This is a genomic window from Rathayibacter tritici (assembly GCF_002932875.1).
GTDB lineage: Bacteria > Actinomycetota > Actinomycetes > Actinomycetales > Microbacteriaceae > Rathayibacter > Rathayibacter tritici.
This window is the reverse complement of sequence record NZ_PSWS01000055.1, coordinates 1-23,149: the sequence shown is the minus strand read 5'-3', so window position 1 is coordinate 23,149 and position 23,149 is coordinate 1. Positions and strand designations below refer to the sequence as shown.

The following is a 23,149-nucleotide window of genomic DNA, read 5'->3' as shown; positions in this document are numbered from 1 at the left end:
GGCGTAGGAACCTCCATCATCGGAAGACCTCGACCCCACTCCCGGCCACGACGCGCCGACCCCACACTCGTACGGCTACACCCTCAACTGCGAAGAGCCGGTAAAGCTCCTGCGGGTTGAACCCATGAAAGTAGTCTCATACAGCTCGGGAACCCCGGCAATCCCGAGTCCACCGAAGCGGGTATGGTCCACTCCGTCCCCACGCCTCTACAGGTGGATCCCCGCCACCACGCGGTAGCTCGCTTGCCTATCCCCCGAACGAAGGACAGACGAGCATTCAGATGAGCCATAGGGTCGGGGGCAAGGCACGATGAAAGGGAGACGTGGAGACGTCATGACATCAATGAAGAGACTCGGCCTGGTATTCGCGACAGCGTTCGCGTTGGTCCTCGCCGCACCAGCCGTGGCCCAGTTCGGGTTCGATCCGGCAGCCGAGGCCTCTGACGACGTGAACAAGGCCACTCCCGAGGCAACCGGACCCGTGCTGACTCCGCTGAACGACTGGCGGGGGTCCGGCTGGGAAGGTAAGGCGGACTAGCCCTTGGATGCACCACTTTTGGTTGCTCCTGGATCACTCAGGCAACCGATACAGCTGTCGCAGTCACCCCGGGATCCGGTACCGGACATTGGGCGACCCCGCACAAGGGTTGCGCCAACTCGAATCCAGTTGCATGGCGAGCGGAGATCTATGTGGGCCTGTCGAACTTCTGGCACCCCTACGGTGCGAGCTATGGTGCAGCGGTCGACCTATCGTGCTCGCCCGCATGACGGGTGATACGCAGAGGGTTCGGCATGTCCCGCTCGGTGATGGAGGAGGACATACCGAACCCTTTCAACGTCAACCGTTTGACCTCTCCAAACTCTCAGTGATGGGGCTAGTCATCGTTTGCGAGCGCGATGACCCTCCTCCGGGGAACTCCAGACCGACGTTGGCGATGAAGATGATTCAGTATCTTCGCCTGTCCGATGAGTCGATGATCCGTCTTGATATGGATCGTGGCGTGGTCACCTTCAAGTACGGCTACACGGAGCCGCTCTCCTGGAAACGAACGTCAGCTGACATCATCACAGAGGTGCTGACTCTGATACAAGGCGACGAGCCCGACCCTGGATCATTCCCGTGGGACGATTACTCGAAGGCTGCGCAACTTCGTGGAATCTCCATTGCACCTGACGCACTGAGCAACCTCCCCTACACAGTGCTGTTGTCCGATGAGATCGCCGCAGTGTTCGAGTTCTGATACGGCAACGCTTCGCGCAAGCACCTGTGCTTTGCCGACGAGGGGCTGACCCACCTTCGCCCCCCTACATTCAGCCGTCTCATGCTCGCCAGCCCCAAAGCCTGGAGAAGTAGGGAATCCCGCCAGCACCCGCAATCTGCCTTAGCGCAGGCCAGCATCCGAATTCTCAAGCGACACCAAGATGGTCATGGCGGTCATGTACGCGGCGGCGTCACGCTCGTGCTCATCATCGACTGACTTCCACCGCGTCGCCGATCTTCGTCACAGTCACCGGGTTGATACTCTTCGAGAACACGGTGCGGGTGAGGAACGAGCGCAGGGTCCCGCGGGTGCCGTCGGCTGACCGGGGCACGAACTGATAGGCCTTTTCGCGCGGGCCGATGAGCAAGAAGACCCTCTCCCCGACGGCATATGTCGTTTCGGTCCGGAACGTCGTTCCCGCGAGCTCCACCTCCTCCCCCGCCCCAACGACGAAGGACCGGTCGAGGGCGGGCCGCGACTGCTCTGCGAGGGAGCCTTCCGTGTCGGATTGCGGTTTCGTGGAGAAACGGCCGGGATGGGAGGCGTGGCCGCGCGGGTGCCGCTCATCGCCGGTGCTCGTACCCTCGATGTGCGCGGCTCGGGCGGCAGTCTCGAGCTCGACGTCTTCGATGAGCGGAAGCGTTGCCGTGGGGCAGGGAACGTCCTCCCACTCGTCGAAGCGAATGAGGACGACGTCGAGGGTCTCGCCGGAGTGCTGGACGTTGTCGAGGACGCGTCGCAGGCTGGCGAGCGCGAATATTCCGCCGCTAGGCAGCATCGTCACCGGAAGCGGCCCTCGATGGACACGGGCTTCCCACCTATTCAGGCTCTGAATCGCATCCACCACGTCGACGATAGGGACGGTCACCAGCCGCCGCTGCGACCGTGCACAGGCCTGCCGGGCGGATGCAAAGATCGAGCGAGCTAGGACTTCGGAGCTGAAGATGCTCTCCCGGGAATCGGTCAAGGTCATGGACTCGTCGCCGAAGATGCCGAACAGCTTCGGCCCCTCTGACTCAGCCACGACGTGATCGTCGGGGATCTTCGATGTTTGTGTATCCGATAGGCAAGGCGAATGCTCTGCCTCGGCTCACTGCGCCGGGCAGGCTTCCGGGCTGCTGGTGACCGAGCAGCAGCTCGGGTTTGCCTAGGCAGACAGGGAATCCCGCGATACGCCAGGGCCGCTGCGGCAGGCTCAATCACGCCTGCGGACCCGCGACGGGCCGCCGGTCACCACCGGTTCACCGTCGCGAGGCTCGTGCCGCTCGCGAGGCTCACGCCGACGGTCGACGCGAATCGGGCCCGGACCCTTCGATGTGGGAGACGGTGATGACGTTCGTGGTCCTGCTCAGCGTGTCGAGAACGCTCGCGGTCGAGCCGATGCCCTTCGCGTCGAGCGATGGGGCACGTCGGTATGACGAGGGTCCTCACGGTGTTCTCGGACGTCTCCACCGTCGACATCGTGGTCTGCTCCGTGCTGCGCACCTCGGCGAGCCAGACTCGAGCCGCCTCCGTCACCGTCGACGCTTCCGTGATGTCAGCGACGTCTCCGTTCCGCAGCGCTTGAGCTTGTGCGTGCAGGTTCTCGAGCGCGGCAGCTTCGGTGGCGCCGGAACCTGACAGCCTCCGTACTGACTCGGCGAGGCGCCAGTCCTCGAGCGTTCGCGGGGAGACCTGGAGCAGCTCAGCACGAATCGTGTTCAGTGTCCTGCCGGGGCTGGCCGTAGTGACCGGTGGCCACCGCCGACCTCAGCACCGTTGCTGGCCAGAGTGGCCACGATGGTGGCCGCGGAACTGGATGTTTGGCGACGTGCAGGACCTGCAGGCACACGAAAACCCCTAGATTCCGCGGAATCTAGGGGCCCTTCGCTCCCCGACTTGGACTCGAACCAAGAACCTACCGGTTAACAGCCGATTGCTCTGCCAATTGAGCTATCGAGGATCATCCGATCACCCGGAGGTGATCAGCGCGCTACTACTTTAGCAAACTCTCCGCGAACGCAAAATCGACCCCGCCTCAGTAGCCCGCGACCGGATCGACCCGGCCCACCAGCGGCGCCCCGACGGCGAGGGCAGCGACGTTGGCGCGCACCCGCTCGGCCAGGAGCGGCGCGGTGATCTCGGGGGTGTCGGCGCTGTGCGGCGTGATCAGGCAGCGGGGCTCGCTCCAGAGCGGATGCCCGTCCGGCAGCGGCTCGGGGTCGGTCACATCGAGCGCCGCACCGGCGAGACGGCCCTCGGCGAGGGCCGCGACGAGCGCGTCGGTGTCGACGAGGCTCCCCCGCGCCACGGTGACCAGCACGGCATGCACGGGCAGGTGCGCGAGCAGGTCGGCGTCGACCATCCGCTCGGTCCCCGTCGTCGCGGCGGCGGCCAGGACCAGCACGTCGGCCTCCGCCGCCGCCTCGGCCAGCCGCGACGACGGCAACGTACGGGCGGCGCCCTCGACGGGCTCATCGCCGCGGCGAACGATCGTCACCCGGCAGCCGAAGACGCTCAGCAGCCGCAGCAACTCGCGCGCGATCCCGCCCGCTCCGACGATCACGACGCAAGCGCGGTGCAGCGTGACCGCCTTCTTCGGCCCCCAGGAGTCGGCGCGCGCCCGCTCGGGCAGCGAACGCAGCAGGGCCAGCATCAGCGCGAGCGCGTGCTCGGCGACGGGCTCGGCGTAGGCACCCTTCGCGCTGGTCCAGACCAGGTCGTCGCGTGCTGAGGCGAGCACCGGCGCGAAGACGTCGACTCCGGCCCACGGCAGCTGCACCCAGCGAATCGACGGGTGCTCCTCGAGCACGGCCGCCAACTCATCCGTCCGGCCGTAGGAGAGCCAGAGCAGCCCCTCCGGGCTCTCGTCAATCTCGACGACCACTCCCCCACCCGACTCGACGGCCTCGGTGAACACGGGCTTGGGGCGCGGGAGCACCGCGACGCGCGGGCCGCTCACTGCTCAGCCGCCTCGACGCGCTGAGCCCGGGAGGCATCGAAGCGCTCGTACTCGGCGAATGCCGCTCCGAGCTCGCGGACGTAGGGGTGGCGCGCCTCCACCAGCACGTCCAGCAGCGGCCCGTAGGCGACCACCTCACCGCTGACCAGGACGGCGATCCGATCGGTCGCGCGACTCAGCACGTCGATGTCATGGCTGACCACGACGGCCGCGAAGCCCTCCTGGCTCCGCAGGTCGGCGAGCAGGTCGACGATCGACTCCCGCACCGTCGCGTCGATGCCCGAGGTCGGCTCGTCGGCGATCAGGACCTTCGGCCCGAGCACCAGCGAGCGCGCGACGGCCACCCGCTGGCGCTGGCCGCTGGAGAGCTCGTACGGGTAGCGATCCAGCAGGAACAGCGGGAGGTGCACGGAGTCGAGCAGGGTCGCCACCCGGACGGCCGCCGCCTGGGGATCGTAGTGGCGGTCGCGGAGGAAGATCGGCTCGGCGATCAGCTCCGAGACGGTCAGCTCGGGTCGCAGAGTCGCGCCGGCGTCCTGTGCGAGGTGCGCCACGTCGACGGTGAAGCGCTTGACTTCGCGCGTGGGGAGCGAGCGGAGTCGGTGGCCCGCGACCGTCGCGTCCCCTCCGATGATCACGGGGCGCGTGCGGGCGCCGTCGTGTCCCAGGCCGTCGCCGCCGAGCACGCGGGCGAGCGTGGACTTGCCGGAGCCGCTGCCGCCGAGGATCCCGAGCACCTCCCCCGGCTCCACCCGGAGGCTCACCCCCCGCAGGGCCGTCCACCGGCGGCTGATGCCGCGTGGCGGGTACTCGACGCTGAGGTCGTCGATGACGATCGGGGCCGGATCTTCGGCGGTGCTGCTCACGCGCGGCGCTCCGCCTCGGTGATGCTGCGCAGCAGCTCGCGCCGCGATGCCTGCTCGACCGGATCGGGCACGGGCAGGGAGGCGAGCAGGCGCTGCGTGTAGGGGTGTTTCGGCGCGGCGAGCACCTCGGCTCCGGTCCCCTCCTCGACCAGCTCGCCGCGGTAGAGCACCGCGATGCGGTCGGCGAGCAGGTCGACCACGGCGAGGTCGTGGCTGATGAAGAGCGAGGCGAAGCCGAACTCCCGCTGAAGCTCGGCGAAGAGTTCGAGCACGCGGGCCTGCACCGACACGTCCAGCGCCGAGGTCGGCTCGTCGGCGATCAGCAGCTTCGGCTCGAGCGCGAGGGCCCGGGCGAGGCTGGCGCGCTGACGTTGGCCGCCGGAGAGCTCGTGCGGGTAACGATCGCCGTAGGAGCGTGGCAGCTGCACCGCTTCGAGCAGCTCGTCGACGCGCGAGCGGGCCACGGCGGCGTCCCCGGCACGGCCATGCACGATCAGGGGCTCGGCCACGCACTCGGCGATGGTGAGCAGCGGATTGAAGCTCGACGCCGGATCCTGGAACACGAAGCCGATGTCACCGCGGACCGGACGGAAGGCGCGCTCGCGGATGCCGCGCATCTCCTTGCCGAGGACCGTCAGCGAGCCGCCGGTGACCGGGGTCAGGCCGGCGATGGCGCGCCCGATGGTGGTCTTGCCCGAGCCGCTCTCGCCGACCAGGCCGAGCACCTCGCCCGCGCGGATGCGGAATGAGACGCCGTCCACCGCGACGAAGCCGGGGCGGCCGAGCCGGCCGGGGTACTGGATCCGCAGGCCCTCGGCGGCGACGAGCGTCTCGGCCTCGGGTGCCTCGGCGCGTTCCAGGGCGCGGACGCGGGCGCGTTCGACGCCCTGGCCCACGTGCGGGACGGCGGCGAGAAGCGTCCGGGTGTACTCGGCCTTCGGCGCCGAGAACAGCTCGGCGACGCTCGCCTCCTCGACCAGCTCGCCCTGGTACATCACGGCGACACGGTCAGCGAGATCCGCGACGACGCCCATGTTGTGGGTGATCAGCACGATCGAGGTGCCGAACTCGTCGCGGCACCGGCGGAGCAGATCGAGGATCTCCGCCTGCACGGTCACGTCGAGCGCGGTGGTCGGCTCGTCCGCCACGATCAGTCCGGGGTCGAGCACGAGTGCCATCGCGATCACGACGCGCTGCTTCTGCCCGCCCGAGAACTGGTGCGGGTAGTAGTCGACCCGCTTCTCCGGCTCCGGGATGCCGACGGTGCGCAGCACCTCGATCGCGCGCTGCCGCGCCTGCTTCTTCGAGACGGAGCCGTGGGCGCGCAGCCCCTCGGCGATCTGCCAGCCCACGGTGAAGACGGGGTTGAGGGCCGTGCCCGGCTCCTGGAACACCATCGCGACGTCGGTGCCGCGCAGCTCCCGGAGGCGCGCCTTCGGCACCGAGACGACGTCGGTCGCCGCACTGCCGTCCTTCTTCGAGAGCAGCACCACGCCGGAGGCGGTCGCCGTTTCGGGCAGCAGGCCCAGGATGGTCTTCGCCGTCACGGTCTTGCCGCTGCCGGACTCGCCGACGATCGCCAGCACCTCACCGCGCTCGACGCGGAGGCTGACCCCGGCGACGGCGCGAACGGCTCCGCGGTCGCTCGCGAAGGCGACCTCGAGATCAGTAATGTCCACGATCGGACGCGCGGCGGCGTCCCGGACAGTGCGCTGGTCGCTCATCGCGTCCTCTCCACTCCGGCGACGGGGTCGTGCCCCGGCGTCTCCAGACCGTCGGCGGCGAGCACGCCGCCCGGCACGACGGACGTTGCGGCGAGGTCGCCGGCACCGGCCGCCACTGCGCGCCGACCACGCAGGCGCGGGTCGGCGAGATCGTTCAGGCTCTCGCCCACGAGGGTGATGCCCAGCACCACGAGCACGATCGCCAGGCCCGGGAACACCGAGGTCCACCAGATGCCGCTCGTGACATCGGACAGCGCCTTGTTGAGGTCGTACCCCCACTCGGCGGCCGACGTCGGCTCGATGCCGAAGCCGAGAAAGCCCAGGCCGGCGAGGGTCAGAATCGCCTCGGAGGAGTTGAGCGTGAAGATCAGCGGCAGCGTGCGCGTGGCGTTGCGCAGGACGTGGCGGAACATGATCCGCGGCGTCGATGCTCCGATGACCTTTGCCGACTCCACGAACGCGTCGCCCTTGATCCGCACCGTTTCGGCCCGGATGACGCGGAAGTACTGCGGGATGTAGACCACCGTGATCGAGATCGCCGCGGCGACGATGCCTGCCCAGAGGTTCGATTGGCCGCCCGAGATGACGATCGATATCACGATCGCCAGGAGCAGGGTCGGGAACGCGTAGATCGCGTCGCAGATCACGACGAGCACCCGGTCGAGCCAGCCGCCGAGGTAGCCGGAGACGAGGCCGAGGAACACGCCGAGGAAGATCGACAGGACGACGGCGACGACGATCACGAGGAAGGCGGTCTGTGCACCCCAGATCACCCGCGAAAGCACGTCGTAGCCGCCGACGGTCGTGCCGAGCAGGTGCCCGCCGCTCGGCGGCTCCTGCGCACCGAACGACTCGTCGCCCGAGCGCAGCTGCGAGTAGCCGTAGGGGGCGATCAGCGGAGCGAAGAGTGCGACCAGCAGGAACACGCCGGTGATGATGAGGCCGGTGACGAGCATCCCCCGCTGGAGACCGACGCTTTGACGGAGTTGGCGGACGACCGGCAAGCGGTCGACGAGGCGGCGGCGCGGGTGCGCCGATGCGGTGGTGCTCATGCTCAGTACCTCACTCGCGGGTCGATGAGCGCCGCGATGACGTCGACGATGAAGTTGGTCAGCGCCACGATCACGGCGAGCAGGGCGACGATGCCCTGCACGGCCACGAAGTCGCGGGCCTGGAGGTACTCGGCCAGCTGAAAGCCGAGCCCCTTCCACTCGAAGGTGGTCTCGGTGAGGACGGCGCCGCCGAGCAGCAGGGCGATCTGTAGGCCGATCACGGTGATGATCGGGATGAGCGCCGGTCGGTACGCGTGCGTGCGGACCAGGCGGAACTCGCTCACTCCGCGCGAGCGCGCCGCGTCGACGTAGTCGGTGCCGAGGGTGCCGATCACATTGGTACGCACCAGGCGCAGGAAGATGCCCGCGGTAAGCAGACCCAGCGCGACGGCCGGGAGCACCGCGTGCGAGAGCACATCCGCGATCGCCGCCGGATCGCCGGTCTGGATCGCGTCGATGAGGTAGATACCGGTCTTGGTTTCGAGGAACTGGAGCGAGAGCTCGGTACTCGTCGAGGCGCGTCCGGCGACAGGGAACCACTTCAACCACACCGAGAACACCAGCTTGAGCAGCAGGCCCGCGAAGAACACCGGAGTCGCGTAGCAGAGGATCGCGAAGATCCGCAGCACCGCGTCGGGCGTGCGGTCGCGGTGGTAGGCGGCGAGCATGCCGAGTGGGATGCCGACGAGGAATGCCACGATCAGCCCGTAGAAGGCGAGTTCGACGGTCGCGGCACCGTAGGTGAGCAGCACCTCGGTCACCGGGCGGTTATCGCTCAGGGTGGTGCCGAAATCGCCCGTCAACAGCTTGCCGAGGTACTCGAAGTACTGCACGATCAGCGGCCGGTCGTAGCCGGCGGCGGCCACGCGCTCCGCGAGCTGGTCCGCGGTCAGGCGGCCGCCGAGCGCCGCCGTGATCGGGTCGCCCGTGGAGCGCATGAGCAGGAACACCAGCGTCACGAGGATGAAGACGGTGGGGATGATGAGCAGGAAGCGGACGAGCAGGTAGCGCCCGAGTCCGCCCCCGGAGCCGCGCGGTCGCCGGGTGGGCGCCGTCGCCGCAGCCGTCGTGGCAGTCGTCACGTGATGCCTTTCGAGGAGAACGGCCGGCGCCTCCTCTCGGGGAGGCGCCGGCCGCGAGGGAGGTGATCAGCCCTTGCTGAGTGCCGCGTAGCGGAACTTGAACGAGGCGTCGAGGGTGTCCTCGGCTCCGCTCACCGTGCTGCCGACGACCGCGACCTGCGAGCCCTGCAGGTAGGGGACGGTCGAGAGCTGCGCCGCGACCTTCTCCTGGATCTGCTCGATCAGCGCGGTGCGCGCGCCGGCGTCGGTGGTCGAGACCTGCTGGGCGATCAGGCTCTGCACCTCAGCGTCGTCGTAGTGGTTCGCGAGGAAGTTCTCCTTGATGAAGAACGGCGAGAGGTAGTTGTCGGCGTCGGAGTAGTCCGGGAACCAGCCGAGCTGGTACGCCGGGTAGACGTCGCTTGAGCGGTCCTTCGAGTACTGCACCCACTCCGTGGTCTGCAGGTTGACCGTGAAGAGACCGGTCGACTCCAACTGGTCCTTGATCAGCGCGTACTCGTCGCCCGAGGACGGGCCGTAGTGGTCGTTCGAATACTGCAGGTTCAGGGTGACCGGAGTGGTGACACCGGCGGCCTCGAGGGTCGCCTTCGCCTTGCCCGCATCGGGCGCGCCGTTGCCGTCGCCGTAGAGCGACTTCAGCGGCTCGACCGCGCCGGTCAGACCGGCCGGGACGTAGGAGTAGAGCGGGGTGTAGGTGCCCTTGTAGACCTGGTCGGCGATCTCGTCGCGGTCGATCAGGTCGGCGACAGCCTGGCGCACGGCGAGAGCCTTCGTGCTGTCGGCCTCTCCGGTGGTCGCGCCGAAGGGCTGCGTGTCGAAGTTGAAGACGATGTAGCGGATCTCGCCGCCGGGTCCGTCCACGACCTTCACCGTGTCGTTGCCGCGCAGGTCGTCGATGTCGGTCGCCGAGAGGCTGCGGAACGCGACGTCGATGTTCCCCTCCTGGATGTCCAGCTTGAGGTTGGAGGAGTCGGCGTAGTACTTGACGTTGACGGTGTCGGTCTTCGCCGCGCCCAGGACGCCCTGGTATCCCGGGTACGCCTTGTACTGGACGAGGTTGTTCACGTCGTAGTTGGCGATCGTGTACTGGCCGGCGAAGGCATCGCCCGAGACGATGTCGGCGTCGGGGGTCAGCTCGTCGGCCGAGAAGACCTCCTCGTCCACGATCGGGCCGGCGGGGCTCGAGAGGATTTGCGGGAAGGTCTGGTCGTTGTCGGACTTGAGCGTGAAGACCACGGTCGTGTCGTCCGGCGCCGCGACGCTGTCGAGGTTCGCGAGGAGCGAGGACGGACCGTTCTCGGCGGCGATGCCGACCTGGCGGTCGAACGAGAACTTGACGTCGGAGGAGGTGAGGTCGTGGCCGTTGGCCCACTTCAGTCCGTCCTTCAGGGTCACGGTGTACTCGGTGGGCGAGGTGAACTCCGCCGACTCCGCGATGTCGGGTTCGACGTCCGGGCTGCCGTAGGGGGTGTTCATCAGGAACGGGAACACCTGGTTCATCACGGCGAAAGAGCCGTTGTCGTAGGAGCCCGCGGGGTCCAGAGCCGTGAGCTTGTCGGTGGTGCCGATGGTCAGGGCCCCTCCGGCGCTGCCGCCGGACGAGTCGTTCCCGCCGGCGGAGCAGCCCGCCAGCACGAGCGCGACCGCGGCGAAGCCTGCCGTCGCAGCGAGTGCGCGGGTACCGCGGGTGGATGCGGAAATCATCTCCGTCTGCCTCTTCCTGTCAAGGGATGGGATGCGGGCGCGCAGGTGGCGCGCGGACTCTCGGCACACAGATCACCTGTGGCAGTGGCGTCACGACACTGGACGCCCGCATTGCTGTTCCTCAGTGGTAACACAGTTGGGAGCGCTCCCCGAACCGGGACGGGCGCGCGGCCGATTTCTTCACACGACCGCAACACGCTCATTCTGTCCGATGCGCCCGCTTCTCGCGCTCGAGATTACTCGGGGTTAAGCGCGCGCCTATCGTTCTCGAGACCTGCGAGACGCACCTGAATCGTCCGTCGGACCACGGGGTCTGAAGCGCGTTGCAGCGCGCCCCTCAGGTCTGCAATTTCTCGGAGCATGTCTCGTTCGATCACTGCGATCGCGACTCCCTTCGCCCAGCGAACGAGCCGGACCTCGTCCGAAGCAGGCAGAGGAGCGACCGCCAATTGTCGAACGAACGACGCGAAAGGAGTGGGAACGTCGTTTGCTATGTGGTCGATCCACTCGCGGCTCGTCGCGCGTTCGAGATTCAGGACGATGGCGTCGCGCACCACGCGAAGGGTCTCATTCGTCACGGCGGCGTGGGCTGCCCGGGTGAGGAGCTCGAGACCGATCGACTCTGGAAGTTGAAGCATCGCCATGAGCGCCTCACGCTCCAGCCTGGTGACCACGTCGGTCGGAAGGTCGGCGATGGTTGTTCCCATCGGGGCGTCAGCGCCACCACCGTCTCGGCTCTCGTCTGCAGGTCCGGTTCTAGGGGCGGAGGAGCGGGGCCTCGATCCCGCGGAGCGCACGGCAGCGTTCACCTCCGCCATGTCCAGCCCCAGCATGCGGGCGAGCTCGCGGGAGTAGCCGGGCCGTAGCGCCGGGTCGCGGATGTCGGCGACGACGGGAGCCGCCGCCCTCAGCGCCGCGATCCGGCCCTCGACGGTCTCGAGGTCGTAGCGGTCGAGCAGCTGCCGGATCACGAACTCGACCATCGGCTTCTTGTCGTCGATCAGCCGGCGCACGGCGTCGTCTCCGCGGTTCAGGCGGAGGTCGCACGGATCCAGGCCCTCCGGCGCGACCGCGACGAAGGTCTGCGCGGCGAAGCGGTGCTCCTCCTGGAACGCGCGCATCGCTGCCTTCTGGCCGGCTGCATCGGGGTCGAAGGTGAAGACGACCTCGCCGACTCCGCTGTCGTCTCCCAGCACCCGGCGCAGCACCTTGATGTGATCCACGCCGAAGGAGGTGCCGCAGGTCGCGACCGCGGTGGTGACGCCCGCGAGATGGCAGGCCATGACATCCGTGTACCCCTCGACGACCACCACACGGTGCCCGCGCGAGATATCGCGCTTGGCGAGGTCGAGGCCGTAGAGCACCTGCGACTTGTGGTAGACGGGGGTCTCGGGAGTGTTGAGGTACTTGGGGCCCTTGTCCTCCTCGAGGAGGCGGCGGGCTCCGAAGCCGACGGTCTGCCCCGTGACGTCGCGGATCGGCCAGACGAGGCGGCCACGGAAGCGGTCGTAGACGCCGCCGCGGTTGTTGCTGCTGACCAGACCGGCCGTGCTGAGTTCCTCCTCCGAGAAACCGCGGCGCTTGAGCGCGGTGCTGAGCCCGTCCCAACCGTCGGGCGCGAAGCCGACTCCGAACCGGTCGGCCGCAGCGCGGTCGAAGCCACGCTCGCCGAGGAAGCGACGCCCTACATCGGCGCCGGGGGTCGCGAGCTGCTCGCGGAAGTACTCCTCGGCCGCGTCGTTGGCGGCCAGCAGGCGCGCGCGACCACCGGTCTCGGGAGCGCGGCCGTCGCCCTCCTCGTACTGCAGCGGGAAGCCGATCCGTCCGGCCAGACGCTCAACGGTCTCACTGAACGAGCTGTGGTCCATCTTCATGATGAAGCTGTAGACGTCACCCGACTCCTGGCAGCCGAAGCAGTGGTAGAAACCGGCCTGCGGGCGCACATGAAAGCTCGGGCTGCGCTCGTCGTGGAAGGGACAGAGGCCCTTGAGGGAGCCGACTCCGGCCGACTTCAGCGTGACGTACTCGCCGATCACGTCGCCGATGTTCACCCGCGCCTTGACCTCTTCGACATCTGACTGTCGGATCCGAGGCATGGGGTTTATCGTATCGGCCGCGGTGGTCGCCGAGCCGGGGTGTGGAGAAGTGGCCGCCCTGGAAAGCGAGTCCGACGCGCGGATCGGCGTGAGCGCCGTCGACACCGGCTCCGGCCGCCGCGTCGAGCACCGGCCCGACGAGCGCTTCGGCTACGCGTCGAGTCTCAAGGCCCACGCTTCCCCGCGAGCGTGCCCAGGAGATTCACTCGCCCGGCCTCTCCGAGGATCCCGTGCCGCTGCTCTCCGAGCTGTCCTCTCTCACCCGCGCGGCGCTGGCCACCCGCTCGCCCCGGCCCAGCGCGACGCCGGGCAGGGACCGGCGTGGACGTCAACACAGCCTCTCGAACCACGCGAGTGCGCTCTGGTCGGTGAGGTTGGCGACCTGGTCGACGATCACGCGGCGGCGGGCGTCGTCGTCGCGTGCCTCGTGCCAGTCCTCTGCAAAGCCGGGTTCGAGGGTGCCGGGGCCGCGGTCGAGGAGGGTGTCGGCCAGGTGAGTGAGGACTTCGCGCTGCTGGGCGTAGATCGGCTGGCGGGTGTTTCTGGACATCACGAAGGTCGCGACGATCCCCTTGAGCACGGCGATCTCGGCCTGCTGCTCGCGGGGGACGACGACGTGACCGCCGAAGCGGACGAGGTCGGGGTGCTGGTGGGCCTCGCGGGTCGCTTCGGTGGCGGCGGCGGCAAAGCGGCCGATAAGCTGGCTGGTGAGGTTCTTGAGCCGGGCCTGGTCGCGGCGGGAGCCGTCCCAGGAGGACACCCACACGTCGAGCGAGTCGAGCCGGTCAAAGGCGGCGACGAGTTCGTCGTGGCCGACTTCGCCGCCGACCCAGGAGTGCATCGACTGCACCAGATCCTCGTGGTCCGCGCGAGAGCCGAGCGCTTCGACGTCGATGAAGCCGGAGAACACCGCGTCCTCGAAGTCGTGCACGGAGTAGGCGATGTCGTCCGAAAGGTCCATCACTTCGGCTTCGATGCAGCGCACTCCCTCGGGGGCGCCCTGGCGCATCCACGCGAAGGCGGGTTCATCGTCGGCGTAGAAGCCGAACTTGGCGCGGCCGGACGGATCGGCGACGGAGCGTGTGTCCGGCCAGGGGTACTTGCAGCTTGCGTCGAGGCTGGCTCGGGTGAGGTTCAGTCCGTAGGGGCGCGCGTCGTCGCCGAACACCTTGGGTTCGAGGCGGGTGAGCAGTCGGAAGGTCTGCGCATTGCCCTCGAAGCCGCCGATCCCCTCCGCCCAGCCGTTGAGAGCGCGCTCGCCGTTGTGCCCGAACGGCGGATGCCCGATGTCGTGCGCGAGGCAGGCCGTGTCGACTACGTCGGGGTCGAGGTCGAGGCTCGTGGCGAGTTCGCGGCCGATCTGCGCGACTTCGAGCGAGTGCGTCAGCCGGTTGCGTGCGAAGTCGACACCGGCCGTGGGGCTGAGCACCTGGGTCTTGGCGGCCAGGCGCCGCAGAGCGCTGGAGTGGAAGAGCCGGGCGCGGTCGCGGGCGAAGTCGGAGCGGCGGGTCGAGTGGTCCTCCGGCAGGAAACGCTCGGTGTCGACGAGCGAGTACCCCCAGAGCGCGCGGTCATCCACCGCTGTGGTGGATCTCGGCGGCCGAGACCGCGTCGCGCTGTCCGGCGTCGAGTTCGCGGGAGTCGAGCCAGCGGTCCGGCAGCGAGGGGACTTTGGGCGAGCCCGCGCGTCCGCGCTGGCCCTCGGCCGCCTCGCCGGGGTAGGGCTGCGCCCAGTCCAGCGTGGCCAGGAGATCGTCGAGCTGGGCGAGCGATTCGACGGTGGCCAGGCGTGCCCGCAGGTCGCCGCCGACGGCGTAGCCCTTGAAGTACCAGGCCACGTGCTTGCGGATGTCGCGGCAGCCGCGCTCCTCGCTGTCGAAGAAGTCGACGAGCAGTTCTGCGTGGCGGCGGAACGCCGCGGCGACCTGCCCGAGTGAGGGGCGGAAGCGTTCGTCGGAGCCGGCGAAGGCGGCGGCGAGATCGCCGAAGAGCCAGGGCCGTCCGAGGCAGCCGCGACCGACGACCACGCCGTCGCACCCCGTCTCCGCCATCATCCGCAGGGCGTCCTCGGCGGACCAGATGTCGCCGTTGCCGAGCACCGGAACGCTCGTGATCGCCTCCTTGAGCGCGGCGACGGCTGACCAGTCGGCGTGTCCGCTGTAGAACTCGGAGGCGGTGCGCGCGTGCAGCGCGATCGACGCGACTCCGGCGCCCTCGGCCGCCCGCGCGGCGTCGAGGTAGGTGAGGTGATCGGCGTCGATGCCCTTGCGCATCTTGATGGTGAGCGGGATATCACCCGCGGCCTTCACTGCGCCCTCGACGATCTGGCGGAACAGCGGCAGCTTCCACGGCAGCGCCGCTCCCCCGCCCTTCCGGGTGACCTTGGGAACGGGGCAGCCGAAGTTGAGGTCGATGTGGTCGGCCCGGTCCTCCGCGACGAGCATGGTCACGGCTTCGGCGACCGTGCGCGGGTCGACTCCGTAGAGCTGGATCGAACGCACCGACTCGCTGGGATGGTGCCGGATGAGGCGCATCGATTCCGGTGTGCGCTCCACGAGAGCGCGCGAGGTGATCATCTCGCTGACGAACAGCATCCCGCCGGCACTGCTCGTCACGCCAGCACTGCTCGTCCCGCCAGCACCGGGGCCGTCTCCGAACTCGCGGCAGAGGCGGCGGAACGCCGTGTTGGTGATACCCGCCATCGGGGCGAGCACCACGGGCGCATCGAGGTCGAGGGGGCCGATCCGGAGCGCCGGCGCGGTGCGCGCGGGCGGGGCGGCCAGAAGAGTGGAGGACATCGGTATCGATTCTCCCAGATCCTGTGTTGGGGAAGGCGGAGTGACCAGCAGAGAGGTGCAGAAATGAGCGAGAGCAGGCCTGTGGAGGACGGTTCGCGGCGGCTGGAGGCAGACGCGGCGGCACGCGGCCTGACCGTCGAGGTCGTGGAGCGGCCGGTCGCCGGGAGCCTGCACGAGGCGGCCGAGCTGCTCGGCATCGAGCCCGGTGACATCGTGAAGTCGCTGGTGGTGAAGCGCCACGACGGCGGCTATCTGTTCGCACTCGTCCCGGGCGGGCGTCAGATCGCCTGGCCGAAACTGCGCGCGGTCGTCGGAGTGAACAAGCTGCGCCTCCCCGACGAGACCGCCGCCCTCGAGGCGACCGGCTACCGGCGCGGCACCATCACGCCCATCGGCTCCACGACTGCCTGGCCGGTCTACGCCGATGAGCGCCTCTTGGGCCGTCGTGTCGCGATGGGCGCGGGCACCGACGGGCGCAGCGCCTTCGTCGACGCGGACGCCCTGGTGGCCGCCTACGCGGCGACAGTGGCCGACATCACCGTCGAGGAGCCTGCGCGCTGACCGGTCACGCGGTCGGGCCCGTCAACACCCGCACGAGTTCATCGACGTCCGACTCGTCGTTCCAGAGGTGAAAGGCGATGCGGAGGCGGCCACCGCGCCCTGAGACGCGCAAGCCCGCGGCCTGCAGCCGCTCCAGATCCGCGCCTCCCGCGTCCGGCCACGAGACGATCGCGCGGTGCTGCGGCTCCCGGTCGAGCCGCTCGCAGAGCTCATCGCCGAGGCCGGACGCGTGCGTCCACACCGCGTCGAGGTCGAGCGAGCGGAAGAGCGCGAGCGACGCCTCCGCCCCGGCGAACGCCTGCCAGGCGGGCGAGACGTCGAAGCGGCGGGCATTCTCGGCCAGATGCATGGCCGGTCCGTAGCAGGAGGACCAGACGTCCTCGCCGGAGTACCAGCCGGCCTGAACGGGCATGAGCTCGGCCGCGTAGGCGGGTGAGACGGTGAGGAAAGCGACTCCGCGCGGTGAGCACAGCCACTTGTAGGCGTGAGTGAGCGTCGCGTCGAAACGGGAAGCGTCGACCGGCAGGACGCCGGCCGCCTGCGTGAGGTCGCAGGCCGTGCGCACTCCGTGGCGAGCGGCCGCCTCGATCACGGCGTCGAGATCGGCGAGGGCACCGCTGCTGGACTGCACGGCAGAGAAGACCACGAGGTCATCCGCGTCCTCGACCGCCTCGGCCAGCGCCTCCAGTGGCACGCAGCGCACGAGAATGCCGCGGTACGCCTGCGCGAGGAAGGGGAAGACGATCGAGGAGAAGTCGCCGTCGACGCACAGCACCCGCGCCCCGTCGGGCAGCGAGGCGGCGAGCACGGCAGCCATCGCGGAGGTCTGCGAGCCGATCGCGACGTGGTCGACCGGCACGCCGACGATCGCGGCGAACGAGGCCCGGACGCGCTCGGCGACCGCTCCGTAGCCGGCGGCCGTGCTCTCGCCGTTCGACCAGCCGTCGAGGTCGGCGCGCAGCGCGTCGACGCTCTCGCGGGGCGGCAAGCCGAGCGTGCAGGCGTTGTGGTAGCCGCGGGCACCGGCGAAGCGCGCGCGCAGGTCGGCGTGGTCGGGTAGTGCGGTGCTCACCCCTCGAGGATGACGCTCCGGAGCCGGATCGCCAAGACGAGGACGGTGCCGGGCGCGTCGGTGTCGTGCCCTCAGCGGGCGGCGAGCGCGTGTGCCCGCTCGATGACGGCGACCACCTCCCGCGCCTCGAGGACATCGACCGGCGGCGCGGCTCCCTCTCGCAGGGAGCGGGCGACCTGCTCCCACAAGGCGGAGTAGCGTCCGCGTTCACTCGGCACGCGACGGGAACCGGAGTCGTCGACCAGGACGCCCCAGCTCTCCGGTGCGACCTCGCCAAAGCCCAGGTCGTCCGGGCGCGCGCCACCGGTGCGGAGTGCGTTCTCCTGCGGATCGAGGCCGTCGACGCTGAACGCGCCGCGCGTTCCGAGCACCCGGAAGCGCGGACCGGTCGCCCGAGCGACGCGGCTCATTGCGAGGTGCGAGCGCACGCCGCTGCCGTGCAGGAGCGAGACGAATGCGTCGTCCTCGCTCGCCGAGCCCTCGTGCGCCACGCGCGTTTCGGCCGCTGTCACGGTGGCCGGTCCGAAGAGCAGCAGCGCCTGGTCGACCAGGTGACTGCCGAGGTCGAAGAGGATCCCGCCGCCCTCGGCCACGCCGATCTCGCTCTGCCAACGCCCGGTCTTCCGCGCGCTCCAGCGCTCGAACGTCGACTCGAAGCGGAGGACCTCCCCCAGCGCCCCTTCGTCGAGCAGGCGGCGGAGCGTGAGCAGATCGGCGTCCCAGCGCCGGTTCTGGAACACGAACACAGCGGCTCCGCTCGCCTCCGATGCGGCGATGATCGCATCCGCGTCGGCCGTGCTCGGCGCGAAGGGTTTGTCGATCACGACGGCAACGCCCGCCTCGAGCGCCCGGCAGCACGCGTCGCGACGGCAACGACCTCGAACGAGGGATCGGCGGCAAGGAAGGGCCCGTGGAAGACGCTGCCCGCGAGCCCGTACCCGACGAGCGCCACCCGGATCACGAGGCCGCTCCCGGCAGGTCGATCGCGCCGCCGAAGCGCCGGGAGCGGCCGGAGTAGTACTCGATCGCCTCCCACAGGTCCGTCCGGCTGAAGTCGGGCCAGAGCCGGTCGAGGAACACCATCTCGGCGTAGGCGCTCTGCCAGAGCAGGAAGTTGCTGGTGCGCTGCTCGCCGGAGGAGCGCACGAACAGGTCGACGTCCGGCATCTCAGGCACATAGAGCGCGCGGGCGATCGTCTTCTCGGTGATGCCGGAGGGCTTCAGCTTCCCCGCCTGGACGTCGGCGGCGAGCCGCTGCACCGCGTCGGCGATCTCGGTGCGTCCGCCGTAGTTGACGCACAGGGTCAGGCTGAGCACGTCGTTCCCTGCCGTCATCCGCTCGGCGAACTGCAGCTCGGTGATCACCGACGCCCACAGGCGCGGCTTCCGGCCGGCCCAGCGGACGCGCACGCCCCACTCGTTGAGCTGGTCGCGGCGCCGATGCAGCACGTCGCGGTTGAAGCCCATCAAAAAGCGCACCTCCTCGGGCGAGCGCTTCCAGTTCTCGGTCGAGAACGCGTAGACACTGAGGTGTTTCACGCCGATCTGAATCGCACCGGCCACCACGTCCAGCAGCGCCATCTCGCCGCGCTTGTGCCCCTCGATCCGGGTCAGGCCGCGCGAGTTGGCCCACCGGCCGTTGCCGTCCATCACGATCGCAACGTGTGCGGGGACGGCCTTGCGCGAAATCTCGGGCGGTTGGATCCCGGTCCAGTCCAGCGGGCGGTAGGGCTCGGCGTCCTTATGGGTGAAGGGCTTCATCGGGTGACGTGCTCCAAAGATCTCAGACCGCGTTCGAGGTGGAACTGGGTGTAAGCGGCGACGACTCCGCTCGCTCGCGATCGTGTGGTCGGCTCGGTGGTCTCGGCGTGGGCCCAGTCTCCCGTGAGCAGCGCGCCCAACAGGACCACGACCTCCGGGGCGACCCGCGGCGCTCCGGGCGGCGTGCAGTCGGCGCAGACGACGCCTCCGAGCTGCACCACGACCGCGCCGTGAGGCCCGGGGGCGCCGCAGCGCGCACAGTCCTCGAAGCTCGGCGCCCAGCCGGCGATCGAGAGCGCCCGCAGGAGGTAGGAGTCGAGCGTGAGTACCGGCTCGTGCTCGCGCTTGGAGAGCGAGCGCAGGGCGCCGACGAGCAAGAGGTACTGCTGCAGGGACGCGTCCGCGTCGGTGAGGCGGTCGGCGGTCTCGACCATCGCGCTCGCCGCGGTGTAGCTGTCGTAGTCGGCAGCGATCAGCGCACCGTAGGCGCCGAGCGACTCGGCCTGCGTGACGATGTCGAGACTTCGTCCCTCGTAGAGCTGGAGGTCGGCCACCATGAACGGCTCGAGCCGCGAGCCGAACTTGGAGCCGGTCTTCCGCACGCCCTTCGCGACCGCGCGGATCTTGCCGTGGCTGCGCGAGAGCAGGGTCACGATGCGGTCGGCCTCGCCCAGCTTGTGTGTGCGGAGCACCACGGCTTCGTCACGATAAGTGGGCATCCCCCGATTATCCCCCCGACCCCCGACAGCCGGCCTGAGGTCCGCTGGGCGGCGCGGCGGGAGCGCAGCCCCCCGGTCGTGGAACGATGTCCAGGTGGCAGCCTCCCTGTTCCAGATTCCAGCCTGGGCCGATCTGCTCGCGATCGCCATCGGCTGCCTCCAGGGCGCGATGTTCGCGGGCGAGTTCCGTGACCGCCGGATCGACCTGCTCGGCGTCACCATCATCGGTACGGCGACCGGCTTGGGCGGCGGCGTCCTCCGCGATGTGCTGCTGCAGACGCCGCTCGTGGCGCTGCACAGCAATGCCTACCTGATCGTCGCGGTCACCGCCTCCCTGCTCGGGATGCTGCTGCAGCACCTGCTGAACCGGGTTGACGGCACGATCACCGCCCTCGACGCGTTGACCCTCGGGCTCTTCGGTGCGATCGGCACCACCAAGGCCCTCTCGCTGGGCGTGCCGGAGGTGCCGGCCGTCTTCGTCGGAACGGTCTCAGCGGTCGGCGGCTCAGTCGTGCGCGACATTCTGCTGAACCGACCGATCGCGCTGATGCACGTCGGCTCGCTCTACGCGGTCGCCGCCTCGGTGGGGACGGGCGTGCTGGTCCTCGCGCTGCGGTTCGACGTGACGATCGACTTCGCCGCGCCGCTCGCCGTGGGCGTGACCACGCTCATCCGCCTGCTCGCGGTCCGCTACGGCTGGAGCCTGCCGGAGCAGCGCGGACTCAGCGGGGTGCCGCGGCTCCGCTGGCGCCGCCGCACCTGACCGCGCCGACCCCCGGCGCCAGGCCACCCGCTCAGGCCGAGACGCCGGCCAGCTCGAGGACGGGGACCTCCTCACGCAACGCGCGGTTGACGGCCGAGACGATGGCTCTGAGCGACGCCGTCGAGATGTCCGCGTCCACGCCCACGCCCCAGAGGGTGCGGCCGTTCACCGTGCACTCGACGTAGGAGGCGGCCAGCGCGTCGCCCCCGGCGCTGAGAGCGTGCTCGACGTAGTCGAGGACCCGCACCTCCACGCCCTGCTGCGCCAGCACGGCCTCGAAGGCGTTGATCGGGCCGTTGCCGCGGGAGCTGGCCGAGACGCGCTCCTCGCCGACGCGGAGGACCGCGTCCAGCGCGATGCTGCCGCCCAGATCACTCGAGGTGTTCGTGCGCAGCAGCTCGAAGCGGCCCCACTTCTCGTCGGCGCGCTCGGCCGGCGCCGGCAGGTACTCGTCCTGGAACACCGACCAGATCTGCTCGCTCGTGACCTCGCCGCCCTCGGCGTCGGTCTTGGCCTGGACGACGCCCGAGAACTCGATCTGCAACCGACGCGGCAGATCGAGCGCGTGGTCGGTCTTGAGCAGGTACGCGACTCCGCCCTTGCCGGACTGCGAGTTGACGCGGATGACCGCCTCGTAGGAGCGGCCCAGGTCTTTCGGGTCGACCGGCAGGTAAGGCACGGCCCAGGTGAGCTCATCGACACTGCGGCCGGTGCGCTCGGCTTCGGACTGCATCGCCTCGAAGCCCTTCTTGATGGCGTCCTGGTGCGAGCCGCTGAAGGCGGTGAAGACCAGGTCGCCCGCCCAGGGGCTGCGCTCCGGCACCGACAGTTGGTTGCAGTACTCAGCGGTGCGCTTGATGCCGTCCATGTCGCTGAAGTCGATCTGCGGGTCGATGCCCTGGGTGAACAGGTTCACGCCCAGCGCGACCAGGTCGACGTTGCCGGTGCGCTCGCCGTTGCCGAACAGGCAGCCCTCGATCCGGTCGGCGCCCGCCAGGTAGCCGAGCTCGGCGGCGGCCACGGCCGTGCCGCGGTCGTTGTGGGGGTGCAGCGACAGGACAATGTTCTCGCGCTGGGCGAGGTTCCGGCTCATCCACTCGATCGAATCGGCGTAGACGTTCGGGGTGGCCATCTCGACCGTCGCCGGCAGGTTCAGAATGACCTTGCGCTCGGGAGTGGGCTCGAAGACCGCCACGACGCGGTCGCAGATCTCGCGGGCGAAGTCGAGCTCCGTGCCGGTGTAGCTCTCGGGCGAGTACTCGTAGTAGACGGTCGTGCCGGGGACGGAGGACTCCATTTCGCGGCACGTGCGAGCCCCGGCCAGGGCGATGTCGATGATCCCCTGACGGTCCTTGCGGAACACGACGTCGCGCTGCAGCACACTTGTGGAGTTGTAGAGGTGCACGATCGCCTGGCGCGCGCCGCGAATCGACTCGTAGGTGCGCTCGATCAGGTGGTCGCGCGCCTGGGTCAGCACCTGGATGGTGACGTCCTCGGGGATCGCGCCCTCCTCGATGAGGCTGCGCACGAAGTCGAAGTCGGTCTGGCTCGCGCTCGGGAACCCGACCTCGATCTCCTTGTAGCCCATCCGGACCAGCAGATCGAACATGATGCGCTTGCGCTCGGGGCTCATCGGGTCGATCAGCGCCTGATTACCGTCGCGCAGATCCACGGCGCACCAGCGCGGCGCGGCGGTGATGCGCTTGCCCGGCCAGGTGCGGTCGGGCAGGTCCACCGCGATCAACTCGTGGAAGGGACGGTACTTGCCGATCGGCATGGGCGACGGCTTCTGGTTGTTCAGCATGAGGTGCTCTCCCGGCGCGGATTCGCGCACGTGTTTATTCTCGCTACCCCGGGGATCCGGATGCGGATCGACCTCGCGGGCGAGGGATGGTTCAGCCGACGACGGACTCCGCGACGAGGATGGCCTGAGGATCAGATCTCGTCGCGGCGGAGAAGAAGGAGCTGTCCGAAGCGCACCCGGCCAGGCTAGCACCGCGCCCGCAGTCCGTCACCCGGCGGTCGCACTCAGGCGACGAGGCCGTTCTCGTAGGCGTAGACCACCAGTTGCACGCGGTCTCGCAGGCCGAGCTTGCCGAGGGTGCGGCTGATATGGGTCTTCACCGTCGCCTCGCTCAGGAACTCCGCGCGGGCGATCTCGGTGTTGCTCATCCCCCGAGCGGCGAGGTGGAAGATCTCACGCTCACGATCGGTGAGCGTCGTGAATGCGGTCGGCGTCTCGCGACCGCTGCCCGCCGCTCCGAAGTGCTCGAAGAGTTCGCGAGTCGCGGAGGCGGCGACCACCGCAGTCCCCGCGTGCACGGTGCGGACGGAGGCGAGCAGGAAGCCGGGCTCCGTGTCCTTGAGCAGGAAGCCGCTGGCGCCCGCGCGGATTGCGCGAGCGGCGGCCTCGTCGAGGTCGAACGTGGTCAACACCAGGATGCGCGGCGGCTCGACCCGGCGCTCCTGGGCCTGCGCGAGGATCCGCCGGGTCGACTCGATGCCGTCGACGCCGGGCATGCGGATGTCCATCAGCACCACATCGGGAGTCAACCTCGCGACCAGCTCCGCCCCCTCCGCTCCGTCCGAGGCCTCGCCGACGACCTCGAGGTCGGGTTGCGAGCCGAGCAGCATACGGATTCCCGCGCGGAAGAGGGCCTGGTCGTCGACGAGGACGAGGCGGATGGTGTCGGTCATGCGGGGCTGCCTCCGAGGGCGAGGGGTGGGGCGGTGCGGGCAAGGGAGGGG

General features: G+C 69.3%; 21 protein-coding genes and 1 tRNA gene. 5 read left to right on the top strand and 17 right to left on the bottom strand.

Features of this window, described 5'->3' with window-relative positions; all coding sequences use genetic code 11:
* Positions 1-334: 334 nt before the first annotated feature.
* Complete coding sequence (locus C5D07_RS09820; protein WP_146076781.1) at positions 335-538, top strand: hypothetical protein; 204 nt, start codon at positions 335-337, stop codon at positions 536-538.
* Between the two features lie 226 nt (positions 539-764).
* Positions 765-1,241, top strand: coding sequence for a hypothetical protein (locus C5D07_RS15400; RefSeq protein ID WP_170063542.1), 477 nt, complete (start codon positions 765-767; stop codon positions 1,239-1,241).
* 226 nt (positions 1,242-1,467) lie between these two features.
* Here the strand turns inward: C5D07_RS15400 and C5D07_RS09810 are convergent, their stop codons facing one another.
* Complete coding sequence (locus C5D07_RS09810) at positions 1,468-2,286, bottom strand: hypothetical protein (protein WP_104259266.1); 819 nt, start codon at positions 2,284-2,286, stop codon at positions 1,468-1,470.
* Positions 2,287-2,661: 375 nt separating this feature from the next.
* Between C5D07_RS09810 and C5D07_RS15785 the strand changes: the two genes are divergently transcribed.
* Positions 2,662-2,829 (top strand): hypothetical protein, encoded by a 168-nt coding sequence (locus C5D07_RS15785; protein WP_170063541.1) that lies wholly within the window; start codon positions 2,662-2,664, stop codon positions 2,827-2,829.
* Between the two features lie 302 nt (positions 2,830-3,131).
* On the opposite strand, the gene C5D07_RS09805 is transcribed toward C5D07_RS15785, so the two are convergent.
* From C5D07_RS09805 to dusB, 10 genes are all read right to left on the bottom strand, one after another.
* A tRNA-Asn gene (locus tag C5D07_RS09805) sits at positions 3,132-3,204 on the bottom strand.
* 75 nt (positions 3,205-3,279) lie between these two features.
* Positions 3,280-4,203 (bottom strand): D-isomer specific 2-hydroxyacid dehydrogenase family protein, encoded by a 924-nt coding sequence (locus C5D07_RS09800; RefSeq protein ID WP_249028217.1) that lies wholly within the window; start codon positions 4,201-4,203, stop codon positions 3,280-3,282.
* Positions 4,200-5,069: an ATP-binding cassette domain-containing protein gene (locus C5D07_RS09795; protein ID WP_068253624.1), complete on the bottom strand. Its 870-nt coding sequence runs from the start codon at positions 5,067-5,069 to the stop codon at positions 4,200-4,202. The genes C5D07_RS09800 and C5D07_RS09795 overlap by 4 nt, the downstream gene beginning before the upstream one ends.
* Complete coding sequence (locus C5D07_RS09790; RefSeq protein ID WP_104259265.1) at positions 5,066-6,793, bottom strand: ABC transporter ATP-binding protein; 1,728 nt, start codon at positions 6,791-6,793, stop codon at positions 5,066-5,068. Before C5D07_RS09790 ends, C5D07_RS09795 begins: the two co-directional genes overlap by 4 nt.
* Positions 6,790-7,845 (bottom strand): ABC transporter permease, encoded by a 1,056-nt coding sequence (locus C5D07_RS09785; protein WP_104259264.1) that lies wholly within the window; start codon positions 7,843-7,845, stop codon positions 6,790-6,792. The genes C5D07_RS09790 and C5D07_RS09785 overlap by 4 nt, the downstream gene beginning before the upstream one ends.
* 2 nt (positions 7,846-7,847) lie before the next feature.
* Positions 7,848-8,927 carry an ABC transporter permease gene (locus C5D07_RS09780; protein WP_068253633.1) on the bottom strand — a complete coding sequence of 360 codons (1,080 nt, stop codon included), beginning with the start codon at positions 8,925-8,927 and terminating at the stop codon, positions 7,848-7,850.
* A 66-nt stretch (positions 8,928-8,993) separates the two neighbouring features.
* The gene (locus C5D07_RS09775; RefSeq protein ID WP_104259263.1) at positions 8,994-10,631 is read right to left on the bottom strand and encodes an ABC transporter substrate-binding protein; all 1,638 of its coding nucleotides are present in this window, start codon (positions 10,629-10,631) and stop codon (positions 8,994-8,996) included.
* Between the two features lie 236 nt (positions 10,632-10,867).
* Entirely contained in the window at positions 10,868-12,727 is a 1,860-nt protein-coding gene (gene dnaG / locus C5D07_RS09770) for a DNA primase (RefSeq protein WP_104259262.1), read from the bottom strand.
* 328 nt (positions 12,728-13,055) lie between these two features.
* The gene (locus C5D07_RS09760) at positions 13,056-14,306 is read right to left on the bottom strand and encodes a deoxyguanosinetriphosphate triphosphohydrolase (RefSeq protein WP_104259261.1); all 1,251 of its coding nucleotides are present in this window, start codon (positions 14,304-14,306) and stop codon (positions 13,056-13,058) included.
* Positions 14,299-15,525, bottom strand: a complete 1,227-nt coding sequence (gene dusB, locus C5D07_RS09755) for a tRNA dihydrouridine synthase DusB (RefSeq protein ID WP_104259260.1) — start codon at positions 15,523-15,525, stop codon at positions 14,299-14,301. The genes C5D07_RS09760 and dusB overlap by 8 nt, the downstream gene beginning before the upstream one ends.
* A gap of 63 nt (positions 15,526-15,588) precedes the next feature.
* On the opposite strand from dusB, the gene C5D07_RS09750 reads away from it, so the two are divergent.
* A complete protein-coding gene (locus tag C5D07_RS09750) occupies positions 15,589-16,086 on the top strand; it encodes an aminoacyl-tRNA deacylase (protein WP_068253644.1) in 498 nt (165 codons plus the stop codon).
* A 4-nt stretch (positions 16,087-16,090) separates the two neighbouring features.
* On the opposite strand, the gene C5D07_RS09745 is transcribed toward C5D07_RS09750, so the two are convergent.
* From C5D07_RS09745 to recO, 4 genes are all read right to left on the bottom strand, one after another.
* Positions 16,091-17,158: an aminotransferase class V-fold PLP-dependent enzyme gene (locus C5D07_RS09745; protein ID WP_104259259.1), complete on the bottom strand. Its 1,068-nt coding sequence runs from the start codon at positions 17,156-17,158 to the stop codon at positions 16,091-16,093.
* Positions 17,159-17,229: 71 nt separating this feature from the next.
* On the bottom strand, positions 17,230-17,982 hold the full coding sequence (locus C5D07_RS09740; RefSeq protein ID WP_249028216.1) for a Gfo/Idh/MocA family protein: 753 nt from the start codon (positions 17,980-17,982) through the stop codon (positions 17,230-17,232).
* 133 nt (positions 17,983-18,115) lie between these two features.
* A complete protein-coding gene (locus C5D07_RS09735) occupies positions 18,116-18,919 on the bottom strand; it encodes an isoprenyl transferase (RefSeq protein WP_104259258.1) in 804 nt (267 codons plus the stop codon).
* Complete coding sequence (recO, locus tag C5D07_RS09730; protein WP_068253651.1) at positions 18,916-19,638, bottom strand: DNA repair protein RecO; 723 nt, start codon at positions 19,636-19,638, stop codon at positions 18,916-18,918. Before recO ends, C5D07_RS09735 begins: the two co-directional genes overlap by 4 nt.
* 94 nt (positions 19,639-19,732) lie before the next feature.
* On the opposite strand from recO, the gene C5D07_RS09725 reads away from it, so the two are divergent.
* Positions 19,733-20,401: a trimeric intracellular cation channel family protein gene (locus C5D07_RS09725; RefSeq protein ID WP_068253654.1), complete on the top strand. Its 669-nt coding sequence runs from the start codon at positions 19,733-19,735 to the stop codon at positions 20,399-20,401.
* Between the two features lie 31 nt (positions 20,402-20,432).
* Here the strand turns inward: C5D07_RS09725 and leuA are convergent, their stop codons facing one another.
* Both leuA and C5D07_RS09715 read right to left on the bottom strand, forming a co-directional pair.
* Positions 20,433-22,205, bottom strand: a complete 1,773-nt coding sequence (leuA, locus tag C5D07_RS09720) for a 2-isopropylmalate synthase (protein WP_104259269.1) — start codon at positions 22,203-22,205, stop codon at positions 20,433-20,435.
* Positions 22,206-22,429: 224 nt separating this feature from the next.
* On the bottom strand, positions 22,430-23,098 hold the full coding sequence (locus C5D07_RS09715) for a response regulator (RefSeq protein WP_068253657.1): 669 nt from the start codon (positions 23,096-23,098) through the stop codon (positions 22,430-22,432).
* Positions 23,099-23,149 lie beyond the last annotated feature (51 nt).